General features: G+C 40.6%; 21 protein-coding genes and 1 other RNA gene. 18 read left to right on the forward strand and 4 right to left on the reverse strand.

The window, feature by feature from the left end:
• Nucleotides 1–166 precede the first annotated feature (166 nt).
• Nucleotides 167–1,006 (forward strand): excalibur calcium-binding domain-containing protein, encoded by an 840-nt coding sequence (locus tag HT685_RS02880; RefSeq protein ID WP_173226277.1) that lies wholly within the window; start codon nucleotides 167–169, stop codon nucleotides 1,004–1,006.
• Nucleotides 999–1,442 carry a thiol-disulfide isomerase gene (locus HT685_RS02885; RefSeq protein WP_173226279.1) on the forward strand — a complete coding sequence of 148 codons (444 nt, stop codon included), beginning with the start codon at nucleotides 999–1,001 and terminating at the stop codon, nucleotides 1,440–1,442. Before HT685_RS02880 ends, HT685_RS02885 begins: the two co-directional genes overlap by 8 nt.
• Nucleotides 1,443–1,813: 371 nt before the next feature.
• On the opposite strand, the gene HT685_RS02890 is transcribed toward HT685_RS02885, so the two are convergent.
• Both HT685_RS02890 and HT685_RS02895 read right to left on the reverse strand, forming a co-directional pair.
• Complete coding sequence (locus tag HT685_RS02890) at nucleotides 1,814–2,296, reverse strand: S-ribosylhomocysteine lyase (protein WP_000032548.1); 483 nt, start codon at nucleotides 2,294–2,296, stop codon at nucleotides 1,814–1,816.
• Nucleotides 2,297–2,390: 94 nt separating this feature from the next.
• Nucleotides 2,391–3,875 carry a DUF1846 domain-containing protein gene (locus HT685_RS02895; RefSeq protein ID WP_173226281.1) on the reverse strand — a complete coding sequence of 495 codons (1,485 nt, stop codon included), beginning with the start codon at nucleotides 3,873–3,875 and terminating at the stop codon, nucleotides 2,391–2,393.
• Nucleotides 3,876–4,027: 152 nt separating this feature from the next.
• Between HT685_RS02895 and HT685_RS02900 the strand changes: the two genes are divergently transcribed.
• From HT685_RS02900 to HT685_RS02915, 4 genes are all read left to right on the forward strand, one after another.
• A complete protein-coding gene (locus tag HT685_RS02900) occupies nucleotides 4,028–5,635 on the forward strand; it encodes an alpha-glucosidase (protein ID WP_173226283.1) in 1,608 nt (535 codons plus the stop codon).
• A gap of 196 nt (nucleotides 5,636–5,831) precedes the next feature.
• Complete coding sequence (locus HT685_RS02905) at nucleotides 5,832–7,790, forward strand: peptide ABC transporter substrate-binding protein (RefSeq protein ID WP_173226285.1); 1,959 nt, start codon at nucleotides 5,832–5,834, stop codon at nucleotides 7,788–7,790.
• Nucleotides 7,791–7,973: 183 nt separating this feature from the next.
• Nucleotides 7,974–9,074: a UDP-galactopyranose mutase gene (glf, locus tag HT685_RS02910; protein WP_173226287.1), complete on the forward strand. Its 1,101-nt coding sequence runs from the start codon at nucleotides 7,974–7,976 to the stop codon at nucleotides 9,072–9,074.
• A gap of 524 nt (nucleotides 9,075–9,598) precedes the next feature.
• Complete coding sequence (locus HT685_RS02915) at nucleotides 9,599–11,578, forward strand: peptide ABC transporter substrate-binding protein (RefSeq protein WP_173226289.1); 1,980 nt, start codon at nucleotides 9,599–9,601, stop codon at nucleotides 11,576–11,578.
• 440 nt (nucleotides 11,579–12,018) lie between these two features.
• Here the strand turns inward: HT685_RS02915 and pbp1a are convergent, their stop codons facing one another.
• On the reverse strand, nucleotides 12,019–14,175 hold the full coding sequence (gene pbp1a / locus HT685_RS02920; protein WP_001040008.1) for a penicillin-binding protein PBP1A: 2,157 nt from the start codon (nucleotides 14,173–14,175) through the stop codon (nucleotides 12,019–12,021).
• Nucleotides 14,172–14,768 carry a Holliday junction resolvase RecU gene (gene recU / locus HT685_RS02925; RefSeq protein WP_173226291.1) on the reverse strand — a complete coding sequence of 199 codons (597 nt, stop codon included), beginning with the start codon at nucleotides 14,766–14,768 and terminating at the stop codon, nucleotides 14,172–14,174. Before recU ends, pbp1a begins: the two co-directional genes overlap by 4 nt.
• 66 nt (nucleotides 14,769–14,834) lie before the next feature.
• On the opposite strand from recU, the gene HT685_RS02930 reads away from it, so the two are divergent.
• The 12 genes from HT685_RS02930 to fni all read left to right on the forward strand — a co-directional run bounded on the left by HT685_RS02930 (nucleotide 14,835) and on the right by fni (nucleotide 26,275).
• Entirely contained in the window at nucleotides 14,835–15,362 is a 528-nt protein-coding gene (locus HT685_RS02930; RefSeq protein ID WP_000179545.1) for a DUF1273 domain-containing protein, read from the forward strand.
• Between the two features lie 69 nt (nucleotides 15,363–15,431).
• On the forward strand, nucleotides 15,432–15,773 hold the full coding sequence (gpsB, locus tag HT685_RS02935; protein ID WP_000146532.1) for a cell division regulator GpsB: 342 nt from the start codon (nucleotides 15,432–15,434) through the stop codon (nucleotides 15,771–15,773).
• Between the two features lie 20 nt (nucleotides 15,774–15,793).
• Nucleotides 15,794–16,174: RNase P RNA component class B (rnpB, locus tag HT685_RS02940), an RNA gene on the forward strand.
• A gap of 84 nt (nucleotides 16,175–16,258) precedes the next feature.
• Nucleotides 16,259–17,416, forward strand: a complete 1,158-nt coding sequence (locus tag HT685_RS02945) for a class I SAM-dependent RNA methyltransferase (RefSeq protein WP_173226293.1) — start codon at nucleotides 16,259–16,261, stop codon at nucleotides 17,414–17,416.
• Nucleotides 17,417–17,428: 12 nt separating this feature from the next.
• Nucleotides 17,429–18,856 carry a cell division site-positioning protein MapZ family protein gene (locus HT685_RS02950; RefSeq protein ID WP_173226295.1) on the forward strand — a complete coding sequence of 476 codons (1,428 nt, stop codon included), beginning with the start codon at nucleotides 17,429–17,431 and terminating at the stop codon, nucleotides 18,854–18,856.
• A 75-nt stretch (nucleotides 18,857–18,931) separates the two neighbouring features.
• Complete coding sequence (gene gndA / locus HT685_RS02955) at nucleotides 18,932–20,356, forward strand: NADP-dependent phosphogluconate dehydrogenase (RefSeq protein WP_000158778.1); 1,425 nt, start codon at nucleotides 18,932–18,934, stop codon at nucleotides 20,354–20,356.
• An 11-nt stretch (nucleotides 20,357–20,367) separates the two neighbouring features.
• Nucleotides 20,368–21,057: a response regulator transcription factor gene (locus tag HT685_RS02960; protein ID WP_153220775.1), complete on the forward strand. Its 690-nt coding sequence runs from the start codon at nucleotides 20,368–20,370 to the stop codon at nucleotides 21,055–21,057.
• Between the two features lie 99 nt (nucleotides 21,058–21,156).
• Entirely contained in the window at nucleotides 21,157–22,245 is a 1,089-nt protein-coding gene (gene cbpF / locus HT685_RS02965) for a choline-binding protein CbpF (protein WP_173226297.1), read from the forward strand.
• Nucleotides 22,246–22,473: 228 nt separating this feature from the next.
• Nucleotides 22,474–23,352 (forward strand): mevalonate kinase, encoded by an 879-nt coding sequence (gene mvk, locus HT685_RS02970; RefSeq protein WP_173226299.1) that lies wholly within the window; start codon nucleotides 22,474–22,476, stop codon nucleotides 23,350–23,352.
• A complete protein-coding gene (gene mvaD, locus HT685_RS02975; protein WP_173226300.1) occupies nucleotides 23,334–24,287 on the forward strand; it encodes a diphosphomevalonate decarboxylase in 954 nt (317 codons plus the stop codon). The genes mvk and mvaD overlap by 19 nt, the downstream gene beginning before the upstream one ends.
• On the forward strand, nucleotides 24,274–25,281 hold the full coding sequence (locus tag HT685_RS02980; RefSeq protein WP_173226302.1) for a phosphomevalonate kinase: 1,008 nt from the start codon (nucleotides 24,274–24,276) through the stop codon (nucleotides 25,279–25,281). The genes mvaD and HT685_RS02980 overlap by 14 nt, the downstream gene beginning before the upstream one ends.
• Entirely contained in the window at nucleotides 25,265–26,275 is a 1,011-nt protein-coding gene (fni, locus tag HT685_RS02985; RefSeq protein ID WP_173226304.1) for a type 2 isopentenyl-diphosphate Delta-isomerase, read from the forward strand. The genes HT685_RS02980 and fni overlap by 17 nt, the downstream gene beginning before the upstream one ends.
• Nucleotides 26,276–26,312: the final 37 nt, after the last annotated feature.

Genomic DNA, 26,312 nt, shown 5'->3' on the forward strand with positions numbered 1-26,312 from the left:
AAATCTACTATCTATCTTATAGATTAAACAATCAGGTTTACATTCTCTATAGTTTAATATTTGTTAAAAATATATTCTATTGTTAAAATTTATGTGATATAATTATAACTATTAGGAAACATTTCTTTTGTTTCATTAAATAAAGTTAAATATCAGGAGGATATATATGCTTAAAAAACTTAAGGAATTAAGCAAAGAACAAAAGATTATAGGTAGTATTGTACTATTGCTTATCCTCATTTTGTTCTTCACACTATTAACTAGCGGTAGCACTAAACACTCACAAGTTCAAACTAAGGCTAATGATTCTGTCAAACAGTCTTCACAAGTTAAACAGTCTAGTTCTTCTTCCTCTACTTCATCATCTAGTAGTGAAACTAACTCTAAAATAGAGAAATGGTCTCCAACTGGACATATAGCTGTAGATGCTTATCTGAATACACCACAAATTAAAATCATACTGCGAGCCAAAGCACTGAGAGAGGTAGCATACAAACTCTCGAACACTGATAAACTCTACGAAGTTGAAGCTGAGGTAATTGGGATTGCAGAAAAAGATGAATATCGTGAGTACAACATAACAGGTAAGAAACTTCTGATCCGTACACCTGAATCACTAGCTGTAAAAATAAATGAACTTATGGTCTATACGGGAAATACAGTATCTATAGAAAAATATGATTCAATCGGTAAAGGCTCTTTAGTAATCAGTGAAGTAAGAAAAACAGAGAAAGTACAAGAGGAGGAAAAAGCAAGTATTGAAGCCTCTAAATCAAAAGAGGAGGAAAGGAAAGCATCTTCACGAGAAAAAGAACAAGAGCAAGCTTCATCTCACACTACAACTACTCCTACACAATCGTCTACACCTGCTCCACAATCAAATTTAAGACCGTTCAAAAACTGTAAGGAAGCACGAAAAGCAGGACGTGTAAACATACCTGCTAGTGACCCACAATATGGTCCATGGCTAGATAGAGACAAAGACGGATACGGATGTGATGAATAGTAAAAAAGTTCTTATTCTACTGTCACTACCACTTATTATAATTGTCACATTCACAGCATACTTAACCACTCTGCCACAAACAGACTACCAGATAGCTGTAAATAGACTTCAAAAGATAAGTTTAGAGGCTGTAGAACAGAAAATACAATATCAAGAAAGCTTTTATCTATACACAGGGAGAGAAAGTTGTCCATACTGTCAAGAATTTACTCCAAAGCTAGCAAAAGCAGTAGATAAAACCAATATAACTATGTATTACTTGGATAGTGAGCATATAGATAAGACAAGTTGGAATAACTTCAAAACAACCGTAGGCTTCAAAACAATACCCAATCTCACTTATTTCACAAATGGTACAGCATATGACAGATTACCGAATGCAAGTCAAGCCAGTGTTGAAGGGATTGAATTATTTGTAAGTAAGTACAAATATTAAGGCAAAAATGAGAAGCGATGGACATATAGATTTTAGTGTGAGCTCAGGACCTACAGGATATGGTATGAGTGTTTATCCAATTGGCATTACTATAAAATGGGTTGATTCTGATTTAAGCAAAAATAGAATCGTAGCTGGACAAAGTGCTCCGAATAGCTCCGAACAGGTATTTTACAAAACAGATTAAATCAAAATTAACTTTGATTGAAAATAATGGCATAAAAGAGGATTAGATGAAGTGGTTTAGATTTGTTTAGTTCCTATTTAGAAAATCTTTCCACAATAAAACGCATAATATCAAGATTTTTAACACTTGATACTATGCGTTTTTCTGGTTTTAAAGACTTTTTTGCCTAGCCTCTTTTTTACATTTAAATCACATGACGTTCAAAGGCATCATCTGAAATCCCTTGTTCCAAGATAAGTTTCGCCCATTCTTTAGCAGAGAAGAGGCTGTGGTCCTTATAGTTTCCGCAAGATTCGATGGTTGTTCCAGGGACCTCTTCCCATGTAGTAGTCTCAGCGATTTCTTTGAGCGAATCCTTGATAACAGCTGCAATTTCAGCGCTGGTGTGGCGCCCCCACATAATCATGTGGAATCCTGTGCGGCAGCCAAATGGTGAGCAGTCAATCATACCGTCAATGCGGGTACGGATGAGTTTGGCTAAGAGGTGCTCGATAGTGTGAAGGCCAGCGGTAGGGATAGAGTCTTCATTGGGTTGCACTAAACGAATGTCATAATTGGAGATGATGTCTCCTTTTGGTCCTGTTTCTTCCCCAATCAAGCGAACATAGGGTGCTTTAACAATGGTGTGGTCAAGTTCAAAACTTTCAACAATAACTTCTTTTGACATGGTAAATCCTTTCAGTTTTCTTCTTTCATTATACCATAAAGGCTGCTCTTGAGACAGAGAGAAAACCTCTCCGAGTGTGGAGAGGTTTGAATCGTTATTTACGATACAAGCGATCGTATTGGTAGTAAGGGTCAAAGGTTACGTTGATACCTAGTTTACGAAGGACATTCTTGTCTTCATCTGTCAAGATGATGGTTGAGTGGGCTTCGCTTCCTTTGAGGTTGCCAAGCTCTTCCATAGCACGAGCAGCATCAGGATTTTCTGTAGCTGTGATAGCAAGTGCAATCAGGATTTCATTTGAATGAAGGCGTGGATTGCGGCTACCCAGATGATCGATTTTAAGACCTTGGATTGGTTTGACGACTTCGGGCTCGATTAATTTTACTTCTTTAGCGATGTCAGCTGATTTCTTGATAGCGTTGATAAGAGCAGCTGCTGTAGGGCCAAAGAGTTCTGAGTTCTTACCTGTGACGATTTCCCCGGTTGGCAATTCAAGGGCTAGGGCTGGTCCGCCAGTTTTTTCTGCTTTTTGGCGTGCAGCAACAGCAACCTTACGGTCTGCAGGTGTGATGCCGAGGTCGTTCATGAGTAACTCGATTTTCTTGACAGCAGATTCGCCCACTTTTTCGGCTTTGAAATCAAGAACAGTTTGATAGTAACGGCGGATGATTTCTTGTTTAGAAGCTTCGACAGCAGCTTCATCATCTGTAATAGCGAAACCAACCATGTTGACACCCATATCTGTCGGTGAAGCGTATGGAGATTCACCGAGGATACGTTCCAACATGCGTTTGAGCACTGGGAAAATCTCGATATCACGGTTGTAGTTGACAGTGGTTTCTCCATAGGTTTGAAGATGGAAAGGGTCAATCATGTTGACATCATCAAGGTCAGCTGTGGCAGCCTCGTAGGCCAAGTTGACTGGGTGATGAAGGGGAAGATTCCAAACTGGGAAGGTTTCAAACTTAGCGTAGCCAGACTTGATACCATTGATTTGGTCGTGGTACATATTGGACATACAAGTTGCTAATTTTCCAGAACCAGGTCCAGGAGCGGTTACGACAATCAAGTTGCGACTGGTTTTGATGTAGTCGTTTTTCCCCATACCTTCTGGAGAAATGATGTGGTCCATATCTGTCGGATATCCTTTGATTGGATAATGAAGATAAGAATCAATTCCGTTTTTATCGAGTTGGTTGCGGAAGGCATCTGCAGCGGGTTGGCCAGCGTACTGTGTGATGACCACGGAGCCAACAAAAATTCCCAATTCATTGAATTTGTCAATCAAACGAAGAACTTCTTGGTCATAAGAAATGCCCAAGTCACCACGTGCTTTGGAATGTTCGATGTTGCTAGCGTTAATGGCAATCACAACCTCAACTTGCTCTTTCAACTCCTGCAAGAGCTTGATTTTGTTGTCAGGCTCATAACCAGGAAGAACACGAGCAGCGTGGAAATCTTCTAACATTTTGCCCCCAAACTCCAAGTAGAGCTTGCCGTCAAATTGGTTAATGCGCTCCAAAATATGGTCGCGCTGTAGATTCAAATATTGTTCAGAACTAAAAGCTTGTTTTTTCATTTTTTTACCTCTGACCTCTATTATAATAAAAAATTGGAAGTTAGGAAACTATGGAGTTAAAAAAGGAATCAAAAAGATTAGGCAAACGCTTGCATAAAATTTTAAAAAGCGCTATCATAGACTACAGATTATTAAAATAATGAGGTAAGAAGATGCAAGAAAAATGGTGGCACAATGCCGTAGTCTATCAAGTTTATCCTAAGAGCTTTATGGATAGCAACGGAGATGGAATTGGCGATTTGCCAGGTATTACCAGTAAGTTAGACTATCTAGCTAAGTTAGGAATCACAGCGATTTGGCTTTCTCCTGTTTATGACAGTCCTATGGATGATAATGGCTATGATATTGCTGATTACCAAGCGATTACAGCTATTTTCGGAACCATGGAGGACATGGACCAACTGATTGCGGAAGCTAAGAAGCGTGATATCCGTATCATCATGGACTTGGTGGTCAATCATACCTCGGATGAACATGCTTGGTTTGTCGAGTCCTGTGAAAATCCTGACAGCCCTGAGCGTGACTACTATATCTGGCGGGATGAGCCTAATGATCTTGATTCTATCTTTAGTGGGTCTGCTTGGGAGTATGATGAAAAGTCGGGTCAATACTATCTCCACTTTTTCAGTAAGAAACAGCCTGATCTCAACTGGGAGAATGAAAAACTTCGCCAGAAAATTTATGAGATGATGAACTTCTGGATTGATAAAAGCATTGGCGGTTTCCGTATGGATGTCATTGACATGATTGGCAAAATTCCTGATGAGAAGGTAGTCAATAATGGACCTATGCTCCATCCTTATCTCAAGGAGATGAACCAAGCCACTTTTGGCGATAAGAATCTCTTGACAGTAGGGGAGACTTGGGGAGCAACTCCAGAGATTGCCAAGCTTTACTCTGATCCAAAGGGGCAAGAATTGTCTATGGTTTTCCAATTTGAACACATCTGTCTTCAGTATCAGGAAGGGCAACCTAAGTGGCACTATCAAAAAGCGCTGAATATCCCTAAGTTAAAAGAGATTTTCAACAAATGGCAGACAGAGTTAGGCGTTGAGGACGGCTGGAATTCACTCTTCTGGAACAATCATGACCTCCCTCGTATCGTCTCAATCTGGGGAAATGACCAAGAATACCGAGAAAAATCTGCCAAAGCCTTTGCAATCTTGCTTCATCTCATGAGAGGGACTCCTTATATCTATCAAGGTGAGGAAATTGGGATGACAAATTATCCGTTTGAAACACTGAATCAAGTAGAAGATATTGAATCTCTTAACTATGCGCGTGAGGCTCTTGAAAAAGGCGTTCCGATGGAAGAAATCATGGACAGTATCCGTGTCATTGGTCGTGACAATGCCCGTACCCCTATGCAATGGGATGAGAGCAAAAACGCTGGTTTCTCAACTGCTCAACCTTGGTTGGCAGTGAATCCAAACTATCAAGCAATCAACGTTCAAGAAGCGCTGGCAAATCCTGATTCTATTTTCTATACCTATCAGAAGCTAGTTCAAATCCGTAAGGAGAATAGCTGGCTGATTCGAGCTGATTTTGAACTTCTTGATACGGCTGATAAGGTCTTTGCTTATATTCGTAAAGATGGCGACCGTCGTTTTCTAGTTGTGGCCAATTTGTCCAATGAAGAGCAAGACTTAACAGTAGAAGGAAACGTCAAATCTGTCTTGATTGAAAACACCACGGCTCAAGAAGCCTTTGAAAAACAAGTCTTAGCTCCATGGGATGCTTTCTGTGTGGAATTGGGCTAAATATTTCTGAACAGAAAAATCTAAAATTGAAATCGTATAAAAACAAGGGAGGACTGTATGAAAGACAGAAATTCTTTGTTTTTTTATTCCTAAAGTTTATAAACTTTCATTCTCGAAATTCAATTAACTTTACAAATTCCCACTATTTTGGTAAAATAAGCTTATGTTATAAAAACTAACATAAAGGAGAAAGAAGATGAAGACAAAAAAGCGTGTCCTTAGTGCAGGTCTGACTTTTGCGGCTGCCTTGCTTTTAGCTGCTTGCGGACAATCAGGTTCAGATACAAAAACTTACTCATCAACCTTTAGTGGAAATCCAACTACTTTTAACTATCTATTAGACTACTACGCTGATAATACAGCCATCATTACCAATCTAGTTGATGGTTTGCTTGAAAATGACAATCACGGAAATCTAATTCCGTCTTTGGCAGAAGACTGGTCTGTTTCAAGCGACGGTCTAACTTATACCTACAAATTGAGAAAAGATGCCAAATGGTTCACAGCTGACGGTGAAGAATACGCTCCAGTCAAGGCACAGGATTTTGTGACAGGTATCAAGTACGCAGTGGATAATAAATCACAGGCCATTGACTTGATTCAAAACTCAATCAAGGGCTTGAATGATTATATTACAGGAGCGGATTCTGACTTTTCTAAGGTTGGGGTTAAGGCCATTGATGACCAGACTGTTGAGTATACTTTGACACGCCCAGAGCCTTACTGGAATTCAAAAACAACGAACAGTATTCTTTTCCCAGTAAACGAAGAGTTTCTAAACTCAAAAGGGAAGGATTTTGGTACCCTATCTCCAGATAGTATTCTCTACAGTGGACCTTACTTGTTAAAAGATTTCACATCAAAATCATCTATTGAGTATGTGAAAAATCCGCATTACTATGATCATGACAAAGTATCAATTGAACACGTGAAATTGGCTTATTTTGATGGCTCAGACCAAGAATTGACCATCCGTAACTTTGAAAGTGGAGCTTATTCTATCGCTGGGGTTTATCCAAATAGTTCTAACTTTGCTAAGACCAAGGAAAAATATAGGGATAATATCGTCTATAGCTTGCAGGACAAGACTTCTTGGTACTTCAATTTCAACGTCAACCGTAAGGCTTACAGCCATACGTCTAAAACGACAGATGAGCAGAAGAAGTCAACTGAGACAGCTGTCTTGAACAAGAACTTCCGCCAAGCAGTGAACTTTGCCTTGGACCGCACAGCCTATTCTGCCCAGTCAAATGGGGAAGAGGCGGCTAGCAAGACCCTTCGTAACACCTTGGTTCCTCCTACATTTGTCCAAGTTGGAGACAAGACCTTTGGAGAAGTAGTCGCTTCTAAATTGGTCAACTATGGCACAGAATGGTCAGGTATTAACCTGGCAGATGCTAAGGATGCCTATTTCAACAAAGAAAAAGCCCAAGCAAAATTTGCGGAAGCTAAAAAAGAATTGACAAGTCAAGGTGTGACCTTCCCAATTCACTTGGATGTGGCGGTTGATCAGACAAGTAAAAATGCCGTGACAGGTATGAACTCAGTTAAGCAGACCCTTGAGTCAGTTTTAGGTGCTGATAACATTGTCATTGATGTTCAGCAACTTTCAACAGATGATTTCAATAACGTAGCCTTCTTGGCACCGACAGCAGCTGATCGTGACTACGATTTGAACTTTGATGGTTGGGTAGGTGACTACCAAGATCCATCAACTTATCTCAATCCTTTCAATGCAGAGGATGGATTCTACCTTAAGATTTTTGGACTAGATGCCAAGGAAGACAAGGAAAAAATCACTAGCCTAGGTCTTGATACCTACACTAAGATGCTCAAAGATGCAGATAGTGAAAACAAAGATGTAGCCAAACGTTATGAAAAATACGCTGAAGCACAGGCTTGGATGATTGACAATTCTCTCATTATGTCAGCTATGTCAAGTGGTGGCACAGCATCTGTAACCAAAGTGACGCCATTTACAAGAGGCTATTCATTGGTTGGTATCAAGGGTGATGGCAATAACTACAAGTACATGAAACTGCAAAAAGACACTGTGACGACCAAACAGTTTGAAGAAGCTAAAAGTAAATGGGAACAAGAAAGCAAAAAAGCAATTGAAAAAGCTCAAAAAGAAGCAGAAAAACATGTTAAATAGTTAGAAATAGCCTTTTCAAACAAAATCATAAAGACAAACATCAGTTTTGGTGCTTGTCTTTTTAAATCACTCGGCTATTGAAAACTAAGAAATGATTTGTTTTGTGCTAAAATAGATTGAAACTAAGATCCTCTCTTTTACTATAGTTAAGGAGATGTAAAGATAAGTGATAAGGAAGAGACTATGTACGACTATCTAATCGTTGGTGCTGGTTTGTCGGGAGCAATTTTTGCTTATGAAGCAACCAAGCGTGGAAAAAAAGTAAAAGTTATTGATAAACGTGACCACATTGGTGGGAATGTCTATTGTGAGAATGTAGAAGGTGTTAATGTTCATAAATACGGTGCCCATATCTTTCATACTTCTAATAAAAAAGTTTGGGATTATGTGAATCAATTTGCTGAATTTAACAACTACATCAACTCGCCTCTAGCTAATTACAAGGGTAGCCTTTATAATCTACCTTTCAATATGAATACTTTCTATGCTATGTGGGGGACAAAAACTCCTCAAGAAGTCAAAGATAAGATTGCTGAGCAAACGGCTCATATGAAGGACGTTGAACCTAAAAACTTAGAGGAACAGGCTATCAAGTTGATCGGTCCAGATATTTATGAAAAATTGATTAAAGGATATACTGAAAAGCAATGGGGACGTTCTGCGACTGACCTTCCACCCTTTATCATCAAACGCTTACCAGTTCGTTTAACCTTTGATAATAACTACTTCAATGACCGTTACCAGGGTATTCCAATTGGTGGGTATAATGTTATCATCGAAAATATGCTCAAGGATGTGGAAGTAGAACTTGGTCTTGACTTTTTTGCCAATCGTCAGGAATTAGAAGCTTCAGCTGAGAAAGTTGTCTTTACAGGGATGATTGACCAATATTTTGATTATAAACATGGCGAGTTAGAATACCGTAGTCTTCGTTTTGAGTATGAAGTTCTAGATGAGGAAAATTATCAAGGAAATGCCGTTGTAAACTATACAGAACGAGAAATTCCTTATACTCGCATTATTGAGCATAAACATTTTGAGTATGGAACACAAGATAAAACGGTTATTACTCGTGAATACCCAGCTGATTGGAAACGTGGAGATGAACCTTACTATCCAATCAATGATGAGAGAAACAATGCCATGTTTGCTAAATATCAAGAAGAAGCAGCCCAGAAAGATAAGGTCATTTTCTGTGGTCGTTTAGCAGATTATAAATACTATGACATGCATGTGGTCATCGAACGGGTCCTGAATGTTGTAGAGGAAGAGTTGGGATATTAATGCAACGATTCTATAATTTTAGAATTTTTGCTACTTAAGATTTTTAGAAGTAAAGCGAACAAGATTGTTTTCTGTCGGTCAGAAGAGAATCTATGTTGGCTTTTTGTTTTATGTAGATGACCAATTTATACTTATGTAAAATCAAAGAACATCTTTTGTTGGCAGTTTGCTCAAGGAATATCGTAGCCCAAATATGTACTTTAAAATTCAACAGTTCTTATAAGTATTCCTGTATTCTAGGGAATCGATGCTAGAGTTTTTGCTAAAAATCTATCATATATATTCTCAGAATAGGAGAATTTTCTACTATTTTTGATTTTAAATAAGTATAAAACAGAATACTATTTGATATTTAGAGATAGTATCAATAAGTCCTTTGTTATGTGAATTAGTTAAGAAGTATTTAACCTTATTCATATTTTTTCAGAGTTGTTGTTTAAAAAATAATTTTCAAAAATTCAGAAAATTGTATTGACAGGACTTAAAAAAGGGTCTATAATGAATAAAAAACAAAGGAGAATGCTATGAAAACAAGAAAAGTATTGGCTCTTGCGGGAGTGACTTTATTAGCAGCAGGTGTCTTAGCTGCTTGTTCTGGGGGCTCAGGCGCTAAAGGTGAACAGACCTTTGCATTTACATATGAGACACATCCAGATAATCTCAACTATTTGACAACTGGTAAGGCAGCAACTGCCGACATTACTAGTAATGTGATTGATGGATTGCTTGAAAATGATAAATACGGGAACCTTATTCCCTCAATGGCAGAGGACTGGTCAGTTTCTAAGGATGGCTTGACTTATACTTATAAGATTCGTCAGGATGCCAAGTGGTATACATCTGAGGGAGAAGAGTATGCTCCTGTTAAGGCTCAAGACTTTGTGACAGGTCTTAAATATGCAACAGATAAGAAAGCAGAAGCCCTTTACTTGGTACAGGATTCAATCAAAGGACTAGATGCCTATGCTAAAGGGGAAATCAAAGATTTTTCTCAAGTCGGGATTAAAGCCCTTGATGATCAAACAGTCCAATACACTTTGAACAAACCTGAAAGTTTTTGGAACTCAAAAACAACCATGGGTGTGCTTGCGCCAGTCAATGAAGAGTTTTTGAATTCAAAAGGGGATGATTTTGCCAAAGCTACGGATCCAAGTAGTATCTTGTACAATGGTCCTTATTTGTTGAAATCTATTGTGACCAAATCCTCTGTTGAGTTTGCGAAAAATCCGAACTACTGGGATAAGGATAATGTGCATATTGACAAGATCAAATTGTCATTCTGGGATGGTCAAGATACTAGCAAACCAGCAGAAAACTTTAAAGATGGTAGCCTTACAGCAGCTCGTCTCTATCCAACAAGTGCAAGTTTCGCAGAGCTTGAGAAGAGTATGAAAGACAATATTGTCTATACGCAACAAGACTCGACTACGTATCTAGTAGGAACAAATATTGATCGTCAGTCCTATAAATATACTTCTAAGACTAGCGACGAACAAAAGACATCAACTAAAAAGGCTCTCTTAAACAAGGATTTCCGTCAGGCTATTGCCTTTGGTTTTGACCGTACAGCCTATGCCTCTCAGTTGAATGGAGAAACTGGAGCAAGCAAAATCTTGCGTAATCTCTTTGTGCCACCAACATTTGTTCAAGCAGATGGGAAGAACTTTGGCGATATAGTCAAAGAAAAATTAGTGACTTATGGGGATGAATGGAAGGATGTCAATCTTGCAGATTCACAAGATGGTCTTTACAATCCAGAAAAAGCTAAAGCAGAATTTGCCAAAGCCAAATCAGCCCTACAAGCTGAGGGAGTACAATTCCCAATTCACCTAGATATGCCTGTTGACCAGACAGCAACTACAAAAGTTCAACGTGTCCAATCTATGAAACAATCCTTGGAAGCAACTTTAGGAACTGATAATGTCGTTATTGATATCCAACAATTGCAAAAAGATGAATTGCTTAATGTAACTCTATTTGCCGAAAATGCTGCTGGCGAAGACTGGGATTTATCAGATAATGTCGGTTGGGGTCCAGACTTTGCCGATCCATCAACCTACCTTGATATTATCAAACCTTCTGTAGGAGAAAGTACTAAAACATATTTAGGATTTGACTCAGGGGAAGATAATGTAGCTGCTAAAAAAGTAGGTCTATATGACTACGAAAAATTGGTTACTGAAGCTGGTGATGAGACTACAGATGTTGCTAAACGATATGATAAATACGCAGCAGCCCAAGCTTGGTTGACAGATAGTGCCTTGATCATCCCAACAACTTCTAAAACTGGTCGTCCAATCTTGTCTAAGATGGTACCATTTACAATACCATTTGCATTGTCAGGAAATAAAGGTACAAGTGACCCAGTCTTGTATAAATACCTTGAACTTCAAGACAAGGCAGTTACTGCAGATGAATATCAAAAAGCTCAAGAAAAATGGATGAAAGAAAAAGCAGAATCCAATAAAAAAGCGCAAGAAGAACTCGCAAAACATGTGAAATAAGATAAAAAGAGACTGAGCAAAAAGTCTTTAAAAGCAAAACGCATATTGTCAGGTGATGAAAGCCTTGATCGTATGCGTTTTATTGTGAAATGAGGAATGGTAGACTATAGCTGGTTGACACTGAACCGGTACACTCTTGTTTCAAATATTACAGTGTATTGAATCAAGACCGGCATATTGTAGCTCATAAAATATTTTTAGAAATTCATACTCTTCGAAAATCTCTTCAAACCACGTCAGCTTCCATCTGCAACCTCAAAACAGTGTTTTGAGCAAGCTGCAGCTAGCTTCCTAGTTTGCTTTTTGATTTTCATTGAGTATGATTTGAATTTCCCAATCAATTTGCTTAGTTTTTATTTCAATCTACTTTACTTGATTTCTGTATTTTATTTTGAAAATGAAAAAATCCTGAGTTTAGAGTTCTCAGGATTTTCTTCATCTTACTGTTGTGGTTGTTGTTGGACTTGAGGAGTCTGTGGAGCTGGATTTTGATTGGCTCCTGGTGCATTTGGTGCTTGATTTTGACCATTAGTACTAGCATCAGGACTTGTTACTGGTGCTTGACTAGTAGAGCTTTCTGCACTTGTTGATGAGCTTTCGGTTGAAGATGATTGGGATGTCGTTTCAGTCCAAGTCGGTCTTGCTCCATTTTGGAAAACAAACTGCCCATTTCGATAGATGCCATCTGGCATATTCCAGTCCTCTGGATTGCTTCCTTCAGACAGGTAGGTCATCATAGAGCGGTAAACTTTAGCAGCGACCGTAAGGCCATCGCCTACAAGTGGTGTCAGACGGTTAGAATAGCCTGTCCATACAGCCATTGCATATTTGCGGGTATACCCTACAAACATTTCATCTGGAGCTACGTAACCAGTGTTCTTGATATACTTTTCAATTTCTTCGTCAGTATAGTTAGAAGTACCTGTTTTACCTGCTTGTGGAAGCCAAGGTAGGTAGGCTCCACGTCCGATTCCGTATACTAAGACAGTTTTCATCATGTCGGTCATCATATAGGCTGTCGTTTCCTTCATGGCACGAGTTCCGACATTAGAGAACTCTTTTTCACTCCCATCACTAAAGACGACTTTATGGATATACATTGGTTTATAGTAAGTTCCACCATTTGCAAAGGCAGCGTAAGCAGCAGCCATCTTTTCACTACTTGCTCCATATTTTTTGTCTGACTCGGTTGTGTTACTTGAAATGGCATTTGAGTAGTGAAGACTTGGGTAGTCGATTCCGAGACCATTTAGGAAAGTCTTGGCACGGTTGAGTCCGACCTTGTTTAGCGTTTCCACGGCTGGGACGTTTCGCGATTGTTGCAGGGCGTATTGCAAGGTGATATTGCCAAAGTAGCCCCTATCCCAGTTATAAACAGGGGTATCTGTCCCAGGGTAGTTATAGGGCTCATCGTGAACGATAGTAGCAGTTGAATCGTAGACACCGTACTCCAAGGCAGGAGCATAGTCTGTGATCGGTTTCATAGTTGATCCCCAGTCGCGGTTTGTTTCCACTGCTTGGTTAATTCCGAAGGAAACATTACTTGACTGATGACGTGCTCCTAGCTGAGCAATGACTTTACCGTTAGAAACATCAACAATGGTAGAAGCGACTTGCAATTCATCGTCTGGATAGGCAACGTATTCGTCTGTATTGTAAATATCCCACAGATGTTTTTGAGCTTCTTGGTCTACATTTGTGTAGACATCCATCCCAGTTGTGAGCAGGTTATAGCCTGTTTCTTCTTCAACTTGATTGATGACCTCCTTGAGGTAATTATCCATGTAAGCAGGGTAATTACTTGCTGATTTGAGACTTTGTAATCCATCAGTAATTGGTGTGTTGACTGCTTTCTCATACTGTTCAGCAGAGATGTAGCCTTGATTTTTCATTTCAGATAAGACCAAGTTTCGGCGGTCTTGGGCTGCTTCTGGATGTGAATAGGGGTCATATTGGTTTGGTGCCTGAGGCATTCCAGCCAGCAAGGCTAACTGAGGTAAACTTAAATTATTGAGGTCTTTACCATAGTAGTTTTGAGCTGCTGTCTGCATTCCATAGTTGCCATTAGACATGTAGACCTTATTTATATAGTAGGTCAAGATTTCTTGCTTGGTTGCTTTTTGTTCTAACTGAATCGCTAACCAAGCTTCCTGAGCCTTACGAGAAATAGTCTGATCGGAAGTCGAGGTTGAAAAGTAAGTCAACTTAATCAACTGTTGAGTGAGAGTTGATCCACCTTGGAGGGAATTACTTTGCAGATTGCGCAAGAAAGCTCCCAGGATACGGATGGTATCAATCCCCCTGTGGTCGAAGAAGCGATGGTCTTCGATAGAAACGATTGCCTTAACCAAATCTGTGGGAATATCATTAGCTTGGGCATTGACGCGGCGTTCAGAACCCAAGTCAGCAATGAGTTGATTTTTATTGTCGTAGATTTTACTAGAGGTTGTTGCAACTAGTTTACTCTCGGATAGGCTAGGAGCCTTGCTAACGTAGTAGAAAAAAACTCCTCCGCCTAAGACAATGGCTGCGATAACCAAGCTTAAGAAGCTAATGCTCAAATACTTGATTAGGCGCAGAATCGTTGGTTTGTTCATCTTGTTTTACCACCTAATAAATGTTCTTTGATAACATTGAGATAGGGAATTTGAGGGAAGGCACCAGCCTTGATTTCATATCCATATTCTCGAATATATCCAAGTGGCATTGATTTTTGTCCCTTATCTTGATGATAGAAGCGAATCAAATCGAATGCCGGCAATAAGTAGGTTTCTTGCTGAGAAGAAAAGTGAAGAAGGACAAAGCAGATTCCTTGTTGGGCAAGGACTTGTTCCATATGCTGAATCTGATGTAGATGGAAATTTTTCATCGGAATCGCACGTTTTTGTTTTGTTTCCTTGGCTTCAAAGTCGATGTAATATCCATTATAAACGCCAGAATAGTCCGTCGTTGAAGCTTGTCGAAAATAGGCTTCAACAATCTTGGCACGACTTCGCTGTGGATAGTCCACTCGTACAATTTGAATAGGGGTTGGTTTCTTGTGTATAACAGCCAAGCCCTGAGACAAATAGTAGTCATTGGTAGCATTGATCATCTTTTCAAAAGACATTCCTCGATTTGCGAAATTTTTGGGTTGAGAAAGAGATGTTTGTCTTTTTTGTGATGAAAGTTTATGTGGATAGTTGACCATAATTCTCCTTATTGGTACAATAACATCACTCTATTATACCATAAATTTGCACAGAAAGGGTTAAAAATGGCTACAGCTTTGGTTTTAGGCTATTCTGCTTTTGATTTGGGTTTATTTTCTGATAAGGATCCTCGTCTTAAATTGATAAAAAAAGCAATACGTAAAGATTTAGAGGCTATGGCAGCAGATGGGGTGTCTTGGCTTGTGTTTACAGGAAGTTTGGGTTTTGAATATTGGGTTTTAGAGGTTGCTCAGGAGATGAAAACCGAGTACGGTTTCCAGTTGGCCACCATTTTTGCTTTTGAAACTCATGGGGAAAATTGGAATGAAGGCAATCAGATGAAACTGAGCCGCTTTAAGCAGGTAGACTTTGTCAAATATGCCTATCCTCGCTATGAACACAAGGGGCAGTTAAGAGACTACCAGCAGTTTTTACTGGAAAATACGAATAGTTCTTATCTTTTTTATGATGAGGAAAATGAAACGAAATTAGCTTATTTTTACCAAAAGATGAAAAATCAAGAGGACTATTTTATAAAGAGATTAACATTTGATCAATTAAATGAACTTGCTGAAAATTTTTCCGAAAATTGAAGCTTTGACCTTGATTTTTGTTTGCCTTTTTTTATATAATAATACTAGCAAGCGAGAATGGAGAGAGACATGGCAAGTATTATTTTTTCAGCGAAAGATATTTTTGAACAAGAGTTTGGACGTGAAGTTCGTGGGTATAGCAAGGTAGAAGTTGATGAGTTTTTAGACGATGTCATCAAGGACTATGAAACCTATGCTGCCTTGGTCAAGTCACTTCGTCAGGAAATTGCGGATTTGAAGGAAGAATTAACTCGTAAACCGCAAGTGAGTTCGGCTCCAAGTCCTAGTCACCCAGATCCAATTGATGTGGCTGCTTCATCTTCTATGACGAATTTTGATATTTTGAAACGCTTGAATCGTCTTGAAAAAGAAGTATTCGGTAAACAAATTTTAGACAATACTGATTTGTAATTCAGGTCTTGTTACATGCAATTTTTGGATAATCGCGTGAGGAGAATTGCTTCTCATGAGGAAAGTCCATGCTAGCACAGGCTGTGATGCCTGTAGTGTTTGTGCTAGGCGAAACCATAAGCCTAGGGACGAGAAATCGTTACGGCAGTTGAAATGGCTAAGTCCTTGGATAGGTCAGAGTAGGCTTGAAAGTGCCACAGTGACGGAGTCTTTCTGGAAACGGAGAGAGTGGAACGCGGTAAACCCCTCAAGCTAGCAACCCAAATTTTGGTCGGGGCATGGAGTACGCGGAAACGAACGTAGTATTCTGACTGCTATCAGCTAGAGCTGTTAGTGGTAGACAGATGATTATCGAAGGAAGTGGTCCTAGTCACTTCTGGAACAAAACATGGCTTATAGAAAATTGCATATAGGTTGGGGCTGAGAAATTTTCTCAACCTCATTTTTTAAAGTGGACATATAGAAAGGTCTTGCAAGACTGTAACATGAAAAAAGAATTTAATTTAATTGCAACTGTGGCAGCAGGTCTTGAAGCTGTTGTAGGACGAGAAGTAAGAGAGCTGGGCTACGATTGTCAGGTTGAAAATGGGCGTGTGCGTTTTCAAGGAGACGTGAGAGCGATTATCGAAACCAACCTCTGGCTTCGGGCAGCAGATCGTATCAAGATCATCGTAGGAACGTTCCCAGCTAAGACGTTTGAAGAGTTGTTTCAGGGAGTTTTTGCTTTAGATTGGGAAAATTATTTACCACTCGGAGCTCGGTTCCCAATTTCAAAAGCCAAATGTGTTAAATCTAAACTTCACAATGAACCCAGTGTTCAGGCTATTTCTAAGAAAGCTGTTGTCAAGAAATTGCAGAAACACTATGCTCGCCCAGAAGGGGTTCCTCTGATGGAGAATGGCCCAGAGTTTAAGATTGAGGTCTCTATTCTCAAAGATGTGGCAACTGTCATGATTGATACGACAGGCTCTAGCCTCTTTAAACGTGGTTATCGTACCGAAAAAGGGGGAGCCCCTATCAAGGAAAACATGGCGGCAGCTATTTTGCAACTTTCTAACTGGTATCCAGACAAGCCTTTGATTGATCCGACCTGTGGTTCGGGGACTTTCTGTATCGAGGCTGTCATGATTGCCAGAAAGATGGCGCCTGGCCTTCGTCGCTCCTTTGCTTTTGAGGAATGGAACTGGATTAGCGATCGCTTGATTCAGGAAGTGCGCACAGAGGCGGCTAAAAAAGTGGACCGTGAGCTGGAATTGGATATCATGGGCTGTGATATTGATGCTCGCATGGTGGAAATTGCTAAGGCCAATGCTCAGGCAGCTGGTGTTGCAGGGGATATTACTTTTAAGCAGATGCGCGTGCAGGATTTACGTTCCGATAAAATCAATGGTGTAATCATCTCCAATCCTCCTTACGGGGAACGTTTATCAGATGATGCAGGGGTGACCAAGCTTTATGCTGCGATGGGTCAGGTATTTGCACCACTGAAAACTTGGAGCAAATTTATCCTGACTAGTGATGAAGCCTTTGAAAGCAAGTATGGTAGCCAAGCAGATAAGAAGCGTAAGTTATACAACGGAACCTTGAAAGTGGATCTGTATCAATATTTTGGTCAGCGTGTCAAACGGCAAGAGGTAAAATAGAAAGGGATACTCATGAGTAAGAAAAGACGGAATCGTCATAAAAAAGAAAACCAAGAACCGCAAAAAGAAAACCAAGAACCGCGATTTGATTTTGATGAAGCAAAAGAGCTAACAGTTGGTCAAGCTATTCGTAAAAATGAAGAAGTGGAAGCAGGAGTCTTGCCTGAGGATTCCATTTTGGACAAGTATGTTAAGCAACACAAAGATGAAATTGAGGCGGATAAGTTTGCGACTCGTCAATACAAAAAAGAGGAGCTAGTTGAAACTCAGAGTCTGGATGATTTAATCCAAGAAGTGCGTGAGGCTGTAGAAGAGTCAGAAGCTTCTTCGGAGGAAGTTCCATCTTCTGAAGACATCTTACCACCCTTGCCTCTGGACGATGAGGAGCAAGACTTGGATCCTCTATTGCTAGAGGATGAAAATCCAACAGAAATGACTGAAGAAGTGGAAGAGGAGCAGAGTCTTTCTCGTCTGGAACAAGAAGACTCAGAAAAGAAAAGCAAAAAAGGCTTTGTTTTGACCGTTTTGGCGCTTGTATCAGTAGTTATCTGTGTCAGTGCTTATTATGTCTATCGTCAAGTGAATCGCTCGACCAAGGAAATTGAAACTTCTCAATCAACTACAGCCAATCAATCGGATGTGGATGATTTTAATACACTTTATGACGCCTTCTACACAGACAGCAATAAAACGGCTTTGAAAAATAGCCAGTTTGATAAACTAAGTCAACTCAAGACCTTACTTGATAAGCTGGAAGGTAGTCGTGAACATACGCTTGCCAAATCTAAATATGATAGTCTAGCAACGCAAATTAAGGCCATTCAAGATGTCAATGCACAATTTGAAAAACCAGCTATTGTGGATGGTGTGTTGGATACCAATGCCAAAGCTAAATCGGATGCTAAATTTACAGATATTAAAACTGGAAATACGGAGCTTGATAAAGTGCTAGATAAGGCTATCAGCCTTGGTAAGAGCCAGCAAACAAGTACTTCTAGCTCAAGTTCAAGTGAAACTAGTAGCTCAAGCTCTAGTCAAACAAGCTCAAATACGACTAGTGAGACAAGCCCAAGTAGTTCAAATGCTGCCTCAAATGAAACTAGAAGTACTCGCAGTGAAGTCAATATGGGTCTCTCGAGTGCAGGGGTTGCTGTTCAAAGAAGTGCCAGTCGTGTTGCCTATAATCAGTCTGCTATTGATGATAGTAACAACTCTGCTTGGGATTTTGCGGATGGTGTTTTGGAACAAATTCTAGCGACTTCACGTTCACGTGGCTATATCACTGGAGACCAATATATCCTTGAACGTGTCAATATCGTTAATGGCAATGGTTATTACAACCTCTACAAGCCAGATGGAACCTATCTCTTTACCCTTAACTGTAAGACAGGCTACTTTGTCGGAAATGGCGCTGGTCATGCGGATGACTTGGACTACTAAGCAGTCGTTACAAAATTCTTTCTTTTCAAAAGTAAAAATGATAAAATAAAACAAATCAAACAAGAGGAGTGTCAAATGACAAAAGCTAACTTTGGTGTCGTAGGTATGGCCGTAATGGGTCGTAACCTTGCCCTTAATATTGAATCTCGTGGTTATACAGTTGCTATCTACAACCGTAGTAAAGAAAAAACGGAAGATGTAATTGCTTGCCATCCTGAAAAGAACTTTGTACCAAGCTATGACGTTGAAAGTTTTGTAAACTCAATCGAAAAACCTCGTCGTATCATGCTCATGGTTCAAGCAGGACCTGGTACAGATGCTACAATTCAAGCCCTTCTTCCACACCTTGACAAGGGTGATATCTTGATTGACGGCGGAAACACTTTCTACAAAGATACAATCCGTCGTAATGAAGAATTGGCAAACTCAGGTATCAACTTTATCGGTACTGGGGTTTCTGGTGGTGAAAAAGGTGCCCTTGAAGGTCCTTCTATCATGCCTGGTGGACAAAAAGAGGCCTATGAATTGGTTGCGGATGTTCTTGAAGAAATCTCAGCTAAGGCACCAGAAGATGGCAAACCATGTGTGACTTATATCGGTCCTGATGGAGCTGGTCACTATGTGAAAATGGTTCACAACGGTATCGAGTATGGTGATATGCAATTGATTGCAGAAAGCTATGACTTGATGCAACACTTGCTAGGTCTTTCTGCAGAAGACATGGCTGAAATCTTTACTGAGTGGAACAAGGGTGAATTGGACAGCTACTTGATTGAAATCACAGCTGATATCTTGAGCCGTAAAGACGATGAAGGCCAAGATGGACCAATCGTAGACTACATCCTTGATGCTGCAGGTAACAAGGGAACTGGTAAATGGACTAGCCAATCATCACTTGATCTTGGTGTGCCATTGTCACTCATCACTGAGTCAGTATTTGCTCGCTACATCTCTACTTACAAAGAAGAACGCGTGCATGCTAGCAAGGTTCTTCCAAAACCAGCTGCCTTCAAATTTGAAGGAGACAAGGCTGAGTTGATTGAAAAGATCCGTCAAGCCCTTTACTTCTCAAAAATCATTTCATACGCACAAGGTTTTGCGCAATTGCGTGTAGCTTCTAAAGAAAACAACTGGAATTTGCCATTTGCAGATATCGCATCTATCTGGCGTGATGGCTGTATTATCCGTTCTCGTTTCTTGCAAAAGATTACAGATGCTTACAACCGTGATGCAGACCTTGCTAACCTTCTTTTGGATGAGTACTTCTTGGATGTTACTGCTAAGTACCAACAAGCAGTGCGTGATATCGTAGCTCTTGCTGTTCAAGCTGGTGTACCAGTACCAACCTTCTCAGCAGCTATTACTTACTTTGATAGCTACCGTTCAGCTGATCTTCCAGCTAACTTGATCCAAGCGCAACGTGATTACTTTGGTGCCCACACTTACCAACGTAAAGACAAAGAAGGAACCTTCCACTACTCTTGGTATGACGAAAAATAAGTAGGTCTGCCATGGGGAAACGGATTTTATTACTTGAGAAAGAACGAAATCTAGCTCATTTTTTAAGTTTGGAGCTCCAAAAAGAGCAATACCGAGTTGATCAGGTTGAGGAGGGGCAAAAAGCCCTCTCCATGGCTCTTCAGACAGACTATGACTTGATTTTATTGAATGCTCAACTGGGGGATATGACAGCCCAGGATTTTGCAGACAAGCTGAGTCGGACTAAGCCAGCTTCAGTGATCATGGTCTTGGACCATCGTGAAGAATTGCAAGATCAGATTGAGACAATCCAACGCTTTGCCGTTTCTTACATCTATAAGCCAGTTATTATTGAGAATCTGGTAGCTCGTATTTCAGCGATTTTCCGAGGTCGGGACTTCATCGATCAACACTGTAGTCAGATGAAGGTTCCAACGTCTTACCGTAATCTGCGTATGGATGTAGAACATCATACCGTTTATCGTGGCGAGGAAATGATTGCTCTGACGCGTCGTGAGTATGACCTCTTGGCTACTCTTATGGGAAGCAAGAAAGTTCTGACTCGTGAGCAGTTGTTGGAAAGTGTCTGGAAGTATGAAAGTGCGACCGAAACAAATATCGTGGATGTCTATATCCGTTATCTACGTAGCAAGCTTGATGTAAAAGGTCAAAAAAGCTACATTAAAACCGTGCGTGGTGTTGGTTACACCATGCAAGAATAGAAAAGCAGTTGCAGTTGTGTAACTGCTTTTTATGTGATTTCTTTATATATTGACATAAAATTTTGTATTTGCTACAATCAGTTATGGAGGATAGGTCTAATGAAAATAATAAAAAAATTGATGCCAATCGCATTAGCAGTCTTTTTCTTTGGTCTGCTAGCGACAAGTACAGTATTGGCGGATGATGCTGATTCAGAAAGCTGGAAATTTGTCCAAGAAAATGGTAGAACCTACTACAAGAAGGGGGAACTCAAAGAAACCTACTGGCGAGTGATTGATGGTAAGTACTATTATTTTGATCCTTTATCTGGAGAGATGATTGTCGGCTGGCAATATATACCTGCTCCACACGAAGGGGTTACGATTGGTTCTTCTATAAGGCAAGATATTGCTTTTAGACCAGATTGGTTTTACTTTGGTCAAGATGGGGTACTACAAGAATTTGTTGGTAAGCAAGTTTTAGAAGCAAAAACAGCTACAAATGTCAACAAGCATCATGGGGAACAATATAATAGTCCAGCAGAGAAACGAGTCTATTATTTTGAAGATCAACGTAGTTATCACACCTTAAAAACTGGTTGGGTTTATGATGAGGGGCACTGGTATTATTTACTGAAGGATGGTGGCTTTGATTCTCGCATCAACAGATTGACTGTTGGGGAGCTAGCACGTGGTTGGGCTAAGGATTTTCCTCTTACATATGATGAAGATAAATTAAAAGCTGCTCCATGGTATTATCTAGATCCAACAACTGGTATTATGCAAACTGGTTGGCAATACCTTGATAATAAGTGGTACTACCTCCGTTCATCAGGAGCTATGGCGACTGGTTGGTATCAAGAAGGTTCGACTTGGTATTATTTAGATGAGCCAAATGGCGATATGAAAACTGGTTGGCAATATCTTGGTAACAAGTGGTACTATCTCCGTTCATCAGGAGCTATGGCGACTGGCTGGTATCAAGAAGGCTCAACTTGGTATTACTTAGACCAATCAAATGGTGATATGAAAACTGGCTGGCAATACCTTGGTAGCAAGTGGTACTATCTCCGTTCATCAGGAGCTATGGTCACTGGTTGGTTCCAGGTCAATGGCAAATGGTACTATGCTTATAGCTCAGGTGCTTTAGCAGTGAATACGACCGTAGATGGCTATTCTGTCAATTATAATGGCGAATGGATTCAATAATGAAAGAAGCGATTGTAAAGGAAACAATCGCTTTTTTTGTGAAAATATAATAAAATAGATAGGAGAGAATAAATACTTGTAGGAAAAAATAATACTCTTCGAAAATCAAATTCAAACCACGTCAGCGTCGCCTTACCGTACTCAAGTACAGCCTGCGGCTAGCTTCCTAGTTTGCTTTTTGATTTTCATTGAGTATGAGACGGCTTTTTCGTCTAGCAAAAGGAAAATATGACAAAAAAAGTTGGTGTCGGTCAGGCGCATAGTAAGATTATTTTAATAGGGGAGCATGCGGTCGTTTATGGTTATCCTGCTATTTCCCTACCTCTTTTGGAGGTGGAGGTGACTTGTAAGGTTGTCCCTGCTGAAAGTCCGTGGCGTCTTTATGAGGAGGATACTTTGTCCATGGCGGTTTATGCTTCGCTGGAGTATTTGGATATCAAAGAAGCCTGCATTCGTTGTGAGATTGACTCGGCTATCCCTGAAAAACGGGGAATGGGTTCGTCAGCTGCTATCAGTATAGCGGCCATTCGTGCGGTATTTGACTACTATCAGGTAGACCTGCCTCATGATGTACTAGAAATCTTGGTCAATCGGGCGGAGATGATTGCCCATATGAATCCGAGTGGTTTGGATGCTAAGACCTGTCTCAGTGACCAGCCTATTCGCTTTATTAAGAACGTAGGATTTACAGAGCTTGAGATGGAATTATCCGCCTATTTGGTGATTGCAGATACAGGCGTTTATGGTCATACTCGTGAAGCCATCCAAGTGGTTCAAAACAAGGGGAAGGATGCCCTACCGTTTTTGCATGCCTTGGGAGAATTGACCCAGCAGGCAGAAGAGACGATTTCACGAAAAGATGCTGAAGGACTGGGACAAATCCTCAGTCAAGCGCATTTACATTTAAGAGAAATTGGTGTCAGTAGCCCTGAGGCGGATTCCCTCGTTGAAACGGCTCTTAGCCATGGTGCTTTGGGTGCCAAGATGAGCGGTGGTGGACTAGGAGGCTGTATTATAGCCTTGGCAGATAATTTAACACACGCACAAGAACTAGCAGAAAGATTAGAAGAGAAAGGAGCTGTTCAGACATGGATAGAGAGCCTGTAACAGTACGTTCCTACGCAAATATTGCTATTATCAAATATTGGGGAAAGAAAAAAGAAAAGGAGATGGTGCCTGCTACTAGCAGTATTTCTCTGACTTTGGAAAATATGTACACGGAGACGATTTTGTCATCTCTACCGATGGATGCGACAGCTGATGCCTTTTACATCAATGGTCAGCTACAGAGTGAGGCGGAGCATGCCAAGATGAGTAAGATTATTGATCGTTATCGTCCAGATGGTGAGGGCTTTGTCCGTATCGATACTCAGAACAATATGCCTACCGCGGCGGGTCTGTCCTCAAGTTCCAGTGGTTTGTCCGCCTTGGTCAAGGCTTGCAATGCTTATTTCAAGCTTGGCTTGGATAGAAGTCAGTTGGCACAGGAGGCTAAGTTTGCCTCAGGCTCTTCTTCTCGGAGTTTTTATGGACCGCTAGGTGCCTGGGATAAGGATAGCGGAGAAATTTACCCTGTAGAGACAGACTTGAAGCTAGCTATGATGATGTTGGTGCTAGAGGATAAGAAAAAACCAATTTCTAGCCGTGACGGGATGAAACTTTGTGTGGAAACCTCGACGACCTTTGACGACTGGGTGCATCAGTCTGAGAAGGACTATCAGGATATGCTGGTTTATCTCAAGGAAAATGACTTTGTCAAGGTTGGGGAATTAACTGAGAAAAATGCCCTGGCTATGCACGCTACGACCAAAACAGCATCACCAGCTTTTTCTTATCTGACGGATGCAAGCTATGAAGCCATGGACTTTGTCCGCCAGCTTCGTGAGCAAGGAGAAGCTTGCTACTTTACCATGGATGCTGGTCCCAATGTCAAGGTCCTCTGTCAAGAGAAAGACTTGGAGCATTTATCAGAAATCTTCGGTCAACGTTATCGCTTGATTGTGTCAAAAACAAAGGATTTGAGCCAAGATGATTGCTGTTAAAACTTGCGGAAAACTCTATTGGGCAGGTGAATATGCTATTTTAGAGCCAGGGCAGTTAGCCTTGATAAAGGATATTCCTATCTATATGAGGGCTGAGATTGCTTTTTCAGATAGTTATCGTATCTATTCAGATATGTTTGATTTAGCAGTAGATTTGACGCCAAATCCTGACTATAGTTTGATTCAAGAAACGATTGCTTTAGTGGAAGATTTCCTCGTTTATCGTGGGCAGACCTTGCGACCTTTTTCTCTAGAAATTCGTGGAAAAATGGAACGAGAAGGGAAAAAGTTTGGTCTGGGTTCTAGCGGTAGCGTCGTTGTTTTGCTCATCAAGGCTCTGCTAGCTCTGTATAAGCTTTCGGTTGATCAGGAGCTCTTGTTCAAGCTGGCTAGTGCTGTCTTGCTCAAGCGAGGAGACAATGGCTCTATGGGAGACCTTGCCTGTATTGTGGCAGAAGATTTGGTTCTCTACCAGTCATTTGATCGCCAGCAGGTAGCTGCTTGGTTGGAAGAAGAAAATTTGGCGACAGTTTTAGAGCGTGATTGGGGCTTTTCAATTTCGCAGGTGAAACCAACTTTAGAATGTGATTTCCTAGTGGGATGGACCAAGGAAGTGGCTGTATCGAGTCACATGGTCCAGCAAATCAAACAAAATATCAATCAGAATTTTTTAAGTTCCTCAAAAGAAACGGTAGCTGCTTTGGTAGAAGCCTTGGAGCAGGGGGAAGCAGAAAAAATTATCGAGCAAGTAGAAGTAGCAAGCAAGATCTTAGAAGGCTTGAGCGCGGATATTTACACGACTTCGCTTAGACAGTTGAAAGAAGCCAGTCAAGATTTGCAGGCTGTTGCTAAGAGTAGTGGCGCTGGTGGCGGTGACTGTGGGATTGCCTTGAGTTTTGATGTGCAATCAACTGAAACATTAAAAAATCGCTGGGCCGATCTGGGGATTGAGCTCTTATACCAAGAAAGGATAGGACATGACGACAAATCGTAAGGATGAGCATATCCGCTATGCCCTTGAGCAGAAAAGTTCCTATAATAGCTTTGATGAGGTGGAGTTGATTCATTCTTCCCTGCCTCTTTACGACCTGGATGAAATCGATCTTTCGACAGAATTTGCTGGTCGAAAGTGGAACTTTCCTTTTTATATCAATGCCATGACAGGTGGGAGTGAAAAAGGTAAAGAAATCAATCAAAAACTAGCTCAAGTGGCAGAAACCTGTGGTATTTTATTTGTAACGGGCTCTTATAGCGCAGCCCTAAAGGATCCTACAGATGCCTCATTTTCTGTTAAGTCTAGCTATCCAAATCTCCTTCTTGGAACCAATATTGGATTGGACAAGCCTGTTGAGTTGGGACTTCAGACTGTAGAAGAGATGAATCCTGTTCTCTTGCAAGTGCATGTCAATGTTATGCAGGAATTGCTTATGCCTGAGGGAGAAAGAAAGTTTCGAAGCTGGCAATCGCATTTAGCAGACTACAGCAAGCAAATCCCTGTTCCTATTGTCCTCAAGGAAGTGGGCTTTGGAATGGATGCCAAGACAATTGAGAGAGCTTATGAACTAGGGGTTCGAACCGTTGACCTATCGGGTCGTGGTGGTACCAGCTTTGCCTATATCGAAAACCGTCGCAGTGGTCAACGTGATTACCTCAATCAATGGGGCCAGTCCACCATGCAGGCCCTTCTCAATGCTCAAGACTGGAAAGACAAGGTTGAACTCTTGGTTAGTGGAGGTGTTCGCAATCCGCTGGATATGATTAAGTGTTTGGTCTTTGGTGCCAAGGCTGTAGGACTGTCTCGAACAGTTCTGGAATTGGTTGAAACCTATTCAGTTGAAGAAGTGATTGGCATTGTCCAAGGCTGGAAAGACGATCTGCGTTTGATTATGTGTGCCCTTAATTGTGTCACCATAGCAGATCTGCAAAAAGTAGACTATCTTCTTTATGGAAAATTAAAAGAAGCAAATGATCAGATGAAAAAGGCGTAACCACCGCCTTTTTTTCCATCCTCAGACTGAGGTGACT

This window comes from Streptococcus sp. 5004, from assembly GCF_013276755.1.
GTDB lineage: Bacteria > Bacillota > Bacilli > Lactobacillales > Streptococcaceae > Streptococcus.

Bases quoted from the DNA above. Each gene is read 5' to 3' on its own strand.
- HT685_RS02880 (WP_173226277.1), top strand. From the start codon at position 167: ATGCTTAAAAAACTTAAGGAATTAAGCAAAGAACAAAAGATTATAGGT.
- HT685_RS02885 (WP_173226279.1), top strand. From the start codon at position 999: ATGAATAGTAAAAAAGTTCTTATTCTACTGTCACTACCACTTATTATA.
- HT685_RS02890 (WP_000032548.1), bottom strand. From the start codon at position 2,296: ATGTCAAAAGAAGTTATTGTTGAAAGTTTTGAACTTGACCACACCATT.
- HT685_RS02895 (WP_173226281.1), bottom strand. From the start codon at position 3,875: ATGAAAAAACAAGCTTTTAGTTCTGAACAATATTTGAATCTACAGCGC.
- HT685_RS02900 (WP_173226283.1), top strand. From the start codon at position 4,028: ATGCAAGAAAAATGGTGGCACAATGCCGTAGTCTATCAAGTTTATCCT.
- HT685_RS02905 (WP_173226285.1), top strand. From the start codon at position 5,832: ATGAAGACAAAAAAGCGTGTCCTTAGTGCAGGTCTGACTTTTGCGGCT.
- glf (WP_173226287.1), top strand. From the start codon at position 7,974: ATGTACGACTATCTAATCGTTGGTGCTGGTTTGTCGGGAGCAATTTTT.
- HT685_RS02915 (WP_173226289.1), top strand. From the start codon at position 9,599: ATGAAAACAAGAAAAGTATTGGCTCTTGCGGGAGTGACTTTATTAGCA.
- pbp1a (WP_001040008.1), bottom strand. From the start codon at position 14,175: ATGAACAAACCAACGATTCTGCGCCTAATCAAGTATTTGAGCATTAGC.
- recU (WP_173226291.1), bottom strand. From the start codon at position 14,768: ATGGTCAACTATCCACATAAACTTTCATCACAAAAAAGACAAACATCT.
- HT685_RS02930 (WP_000179545.1), top strand. From the start codon at position 14,835: ATGGCTACAGCTTTGGTTTTAGGCTATTCTGCTTTTGATTTGGGTTTA.
- gpsB (WP_000146532.1), top strand. From the start codon at position 15,432: ATGGCAAGTATTATTTTTTCAGCGAAAGATATTTTTGAACAAGAGTTT.
- HT685_RS02945 (WP_173226293.1), top strand. From the start codon at position 16,259: ATGAAAAAAGAATTTAATTTAATTGCAACTGTGGCAGCAGGTCTTGAA.
- HT685_RS02950 (WP_173226295.1), top strand. From the start codon at position 17,429: ATGAGTAAGAAAAGACGGAATCGTCATAAAAAAGAAAACCAAGAACCG.
- gndA (WP_000158778.1), top strand. From the start codon at position 18,932: ATGACAAAAGCTAACTTTGGTGTCGTAGGTATGGCCGTAATGGGTCGT.
- HT685_RS02960 (WP_153220775.1), top strand. From the start codon at position 20,368: ATGGGGAAACGGATTTTATTACTTGAGAAAGAACGAAATCTAGCTCAT.
- cbpF (WP_173226297.1), top strand. From the start codon at position 21,157: ATGAAAATAATAAAAAAATTGATGCCAATCGCATTAGCAGTCTTTTTC.
- mvk (WP_173226299.1), top strand. From the start codon at position 22,474: ATGACAAAAAAAGTTGGTGTCGGTCAGGCGCATAGTAAGATTATTTTA.
- mvaD (WP_173226300.1), top strand. From the start codon at position 23,334: ATGGATAGAGAGCCTGTAACAGTACGTTCCTACGCAAATATTGCTATT.
- HT685_RS02980 (WP_173226302.1), top strand. From the start codon at position 24,274: ATGATTGCTGTTAAAACTTGCGGAAAACTCTATTGGGCAGGTGAATAT.
- fni (WP_173226304.1), top strand. From the start codon at position 25,265: ATGACGACAAATCGTAAGGATGAGCATATCCGCTATGCCCTTGAGCAG.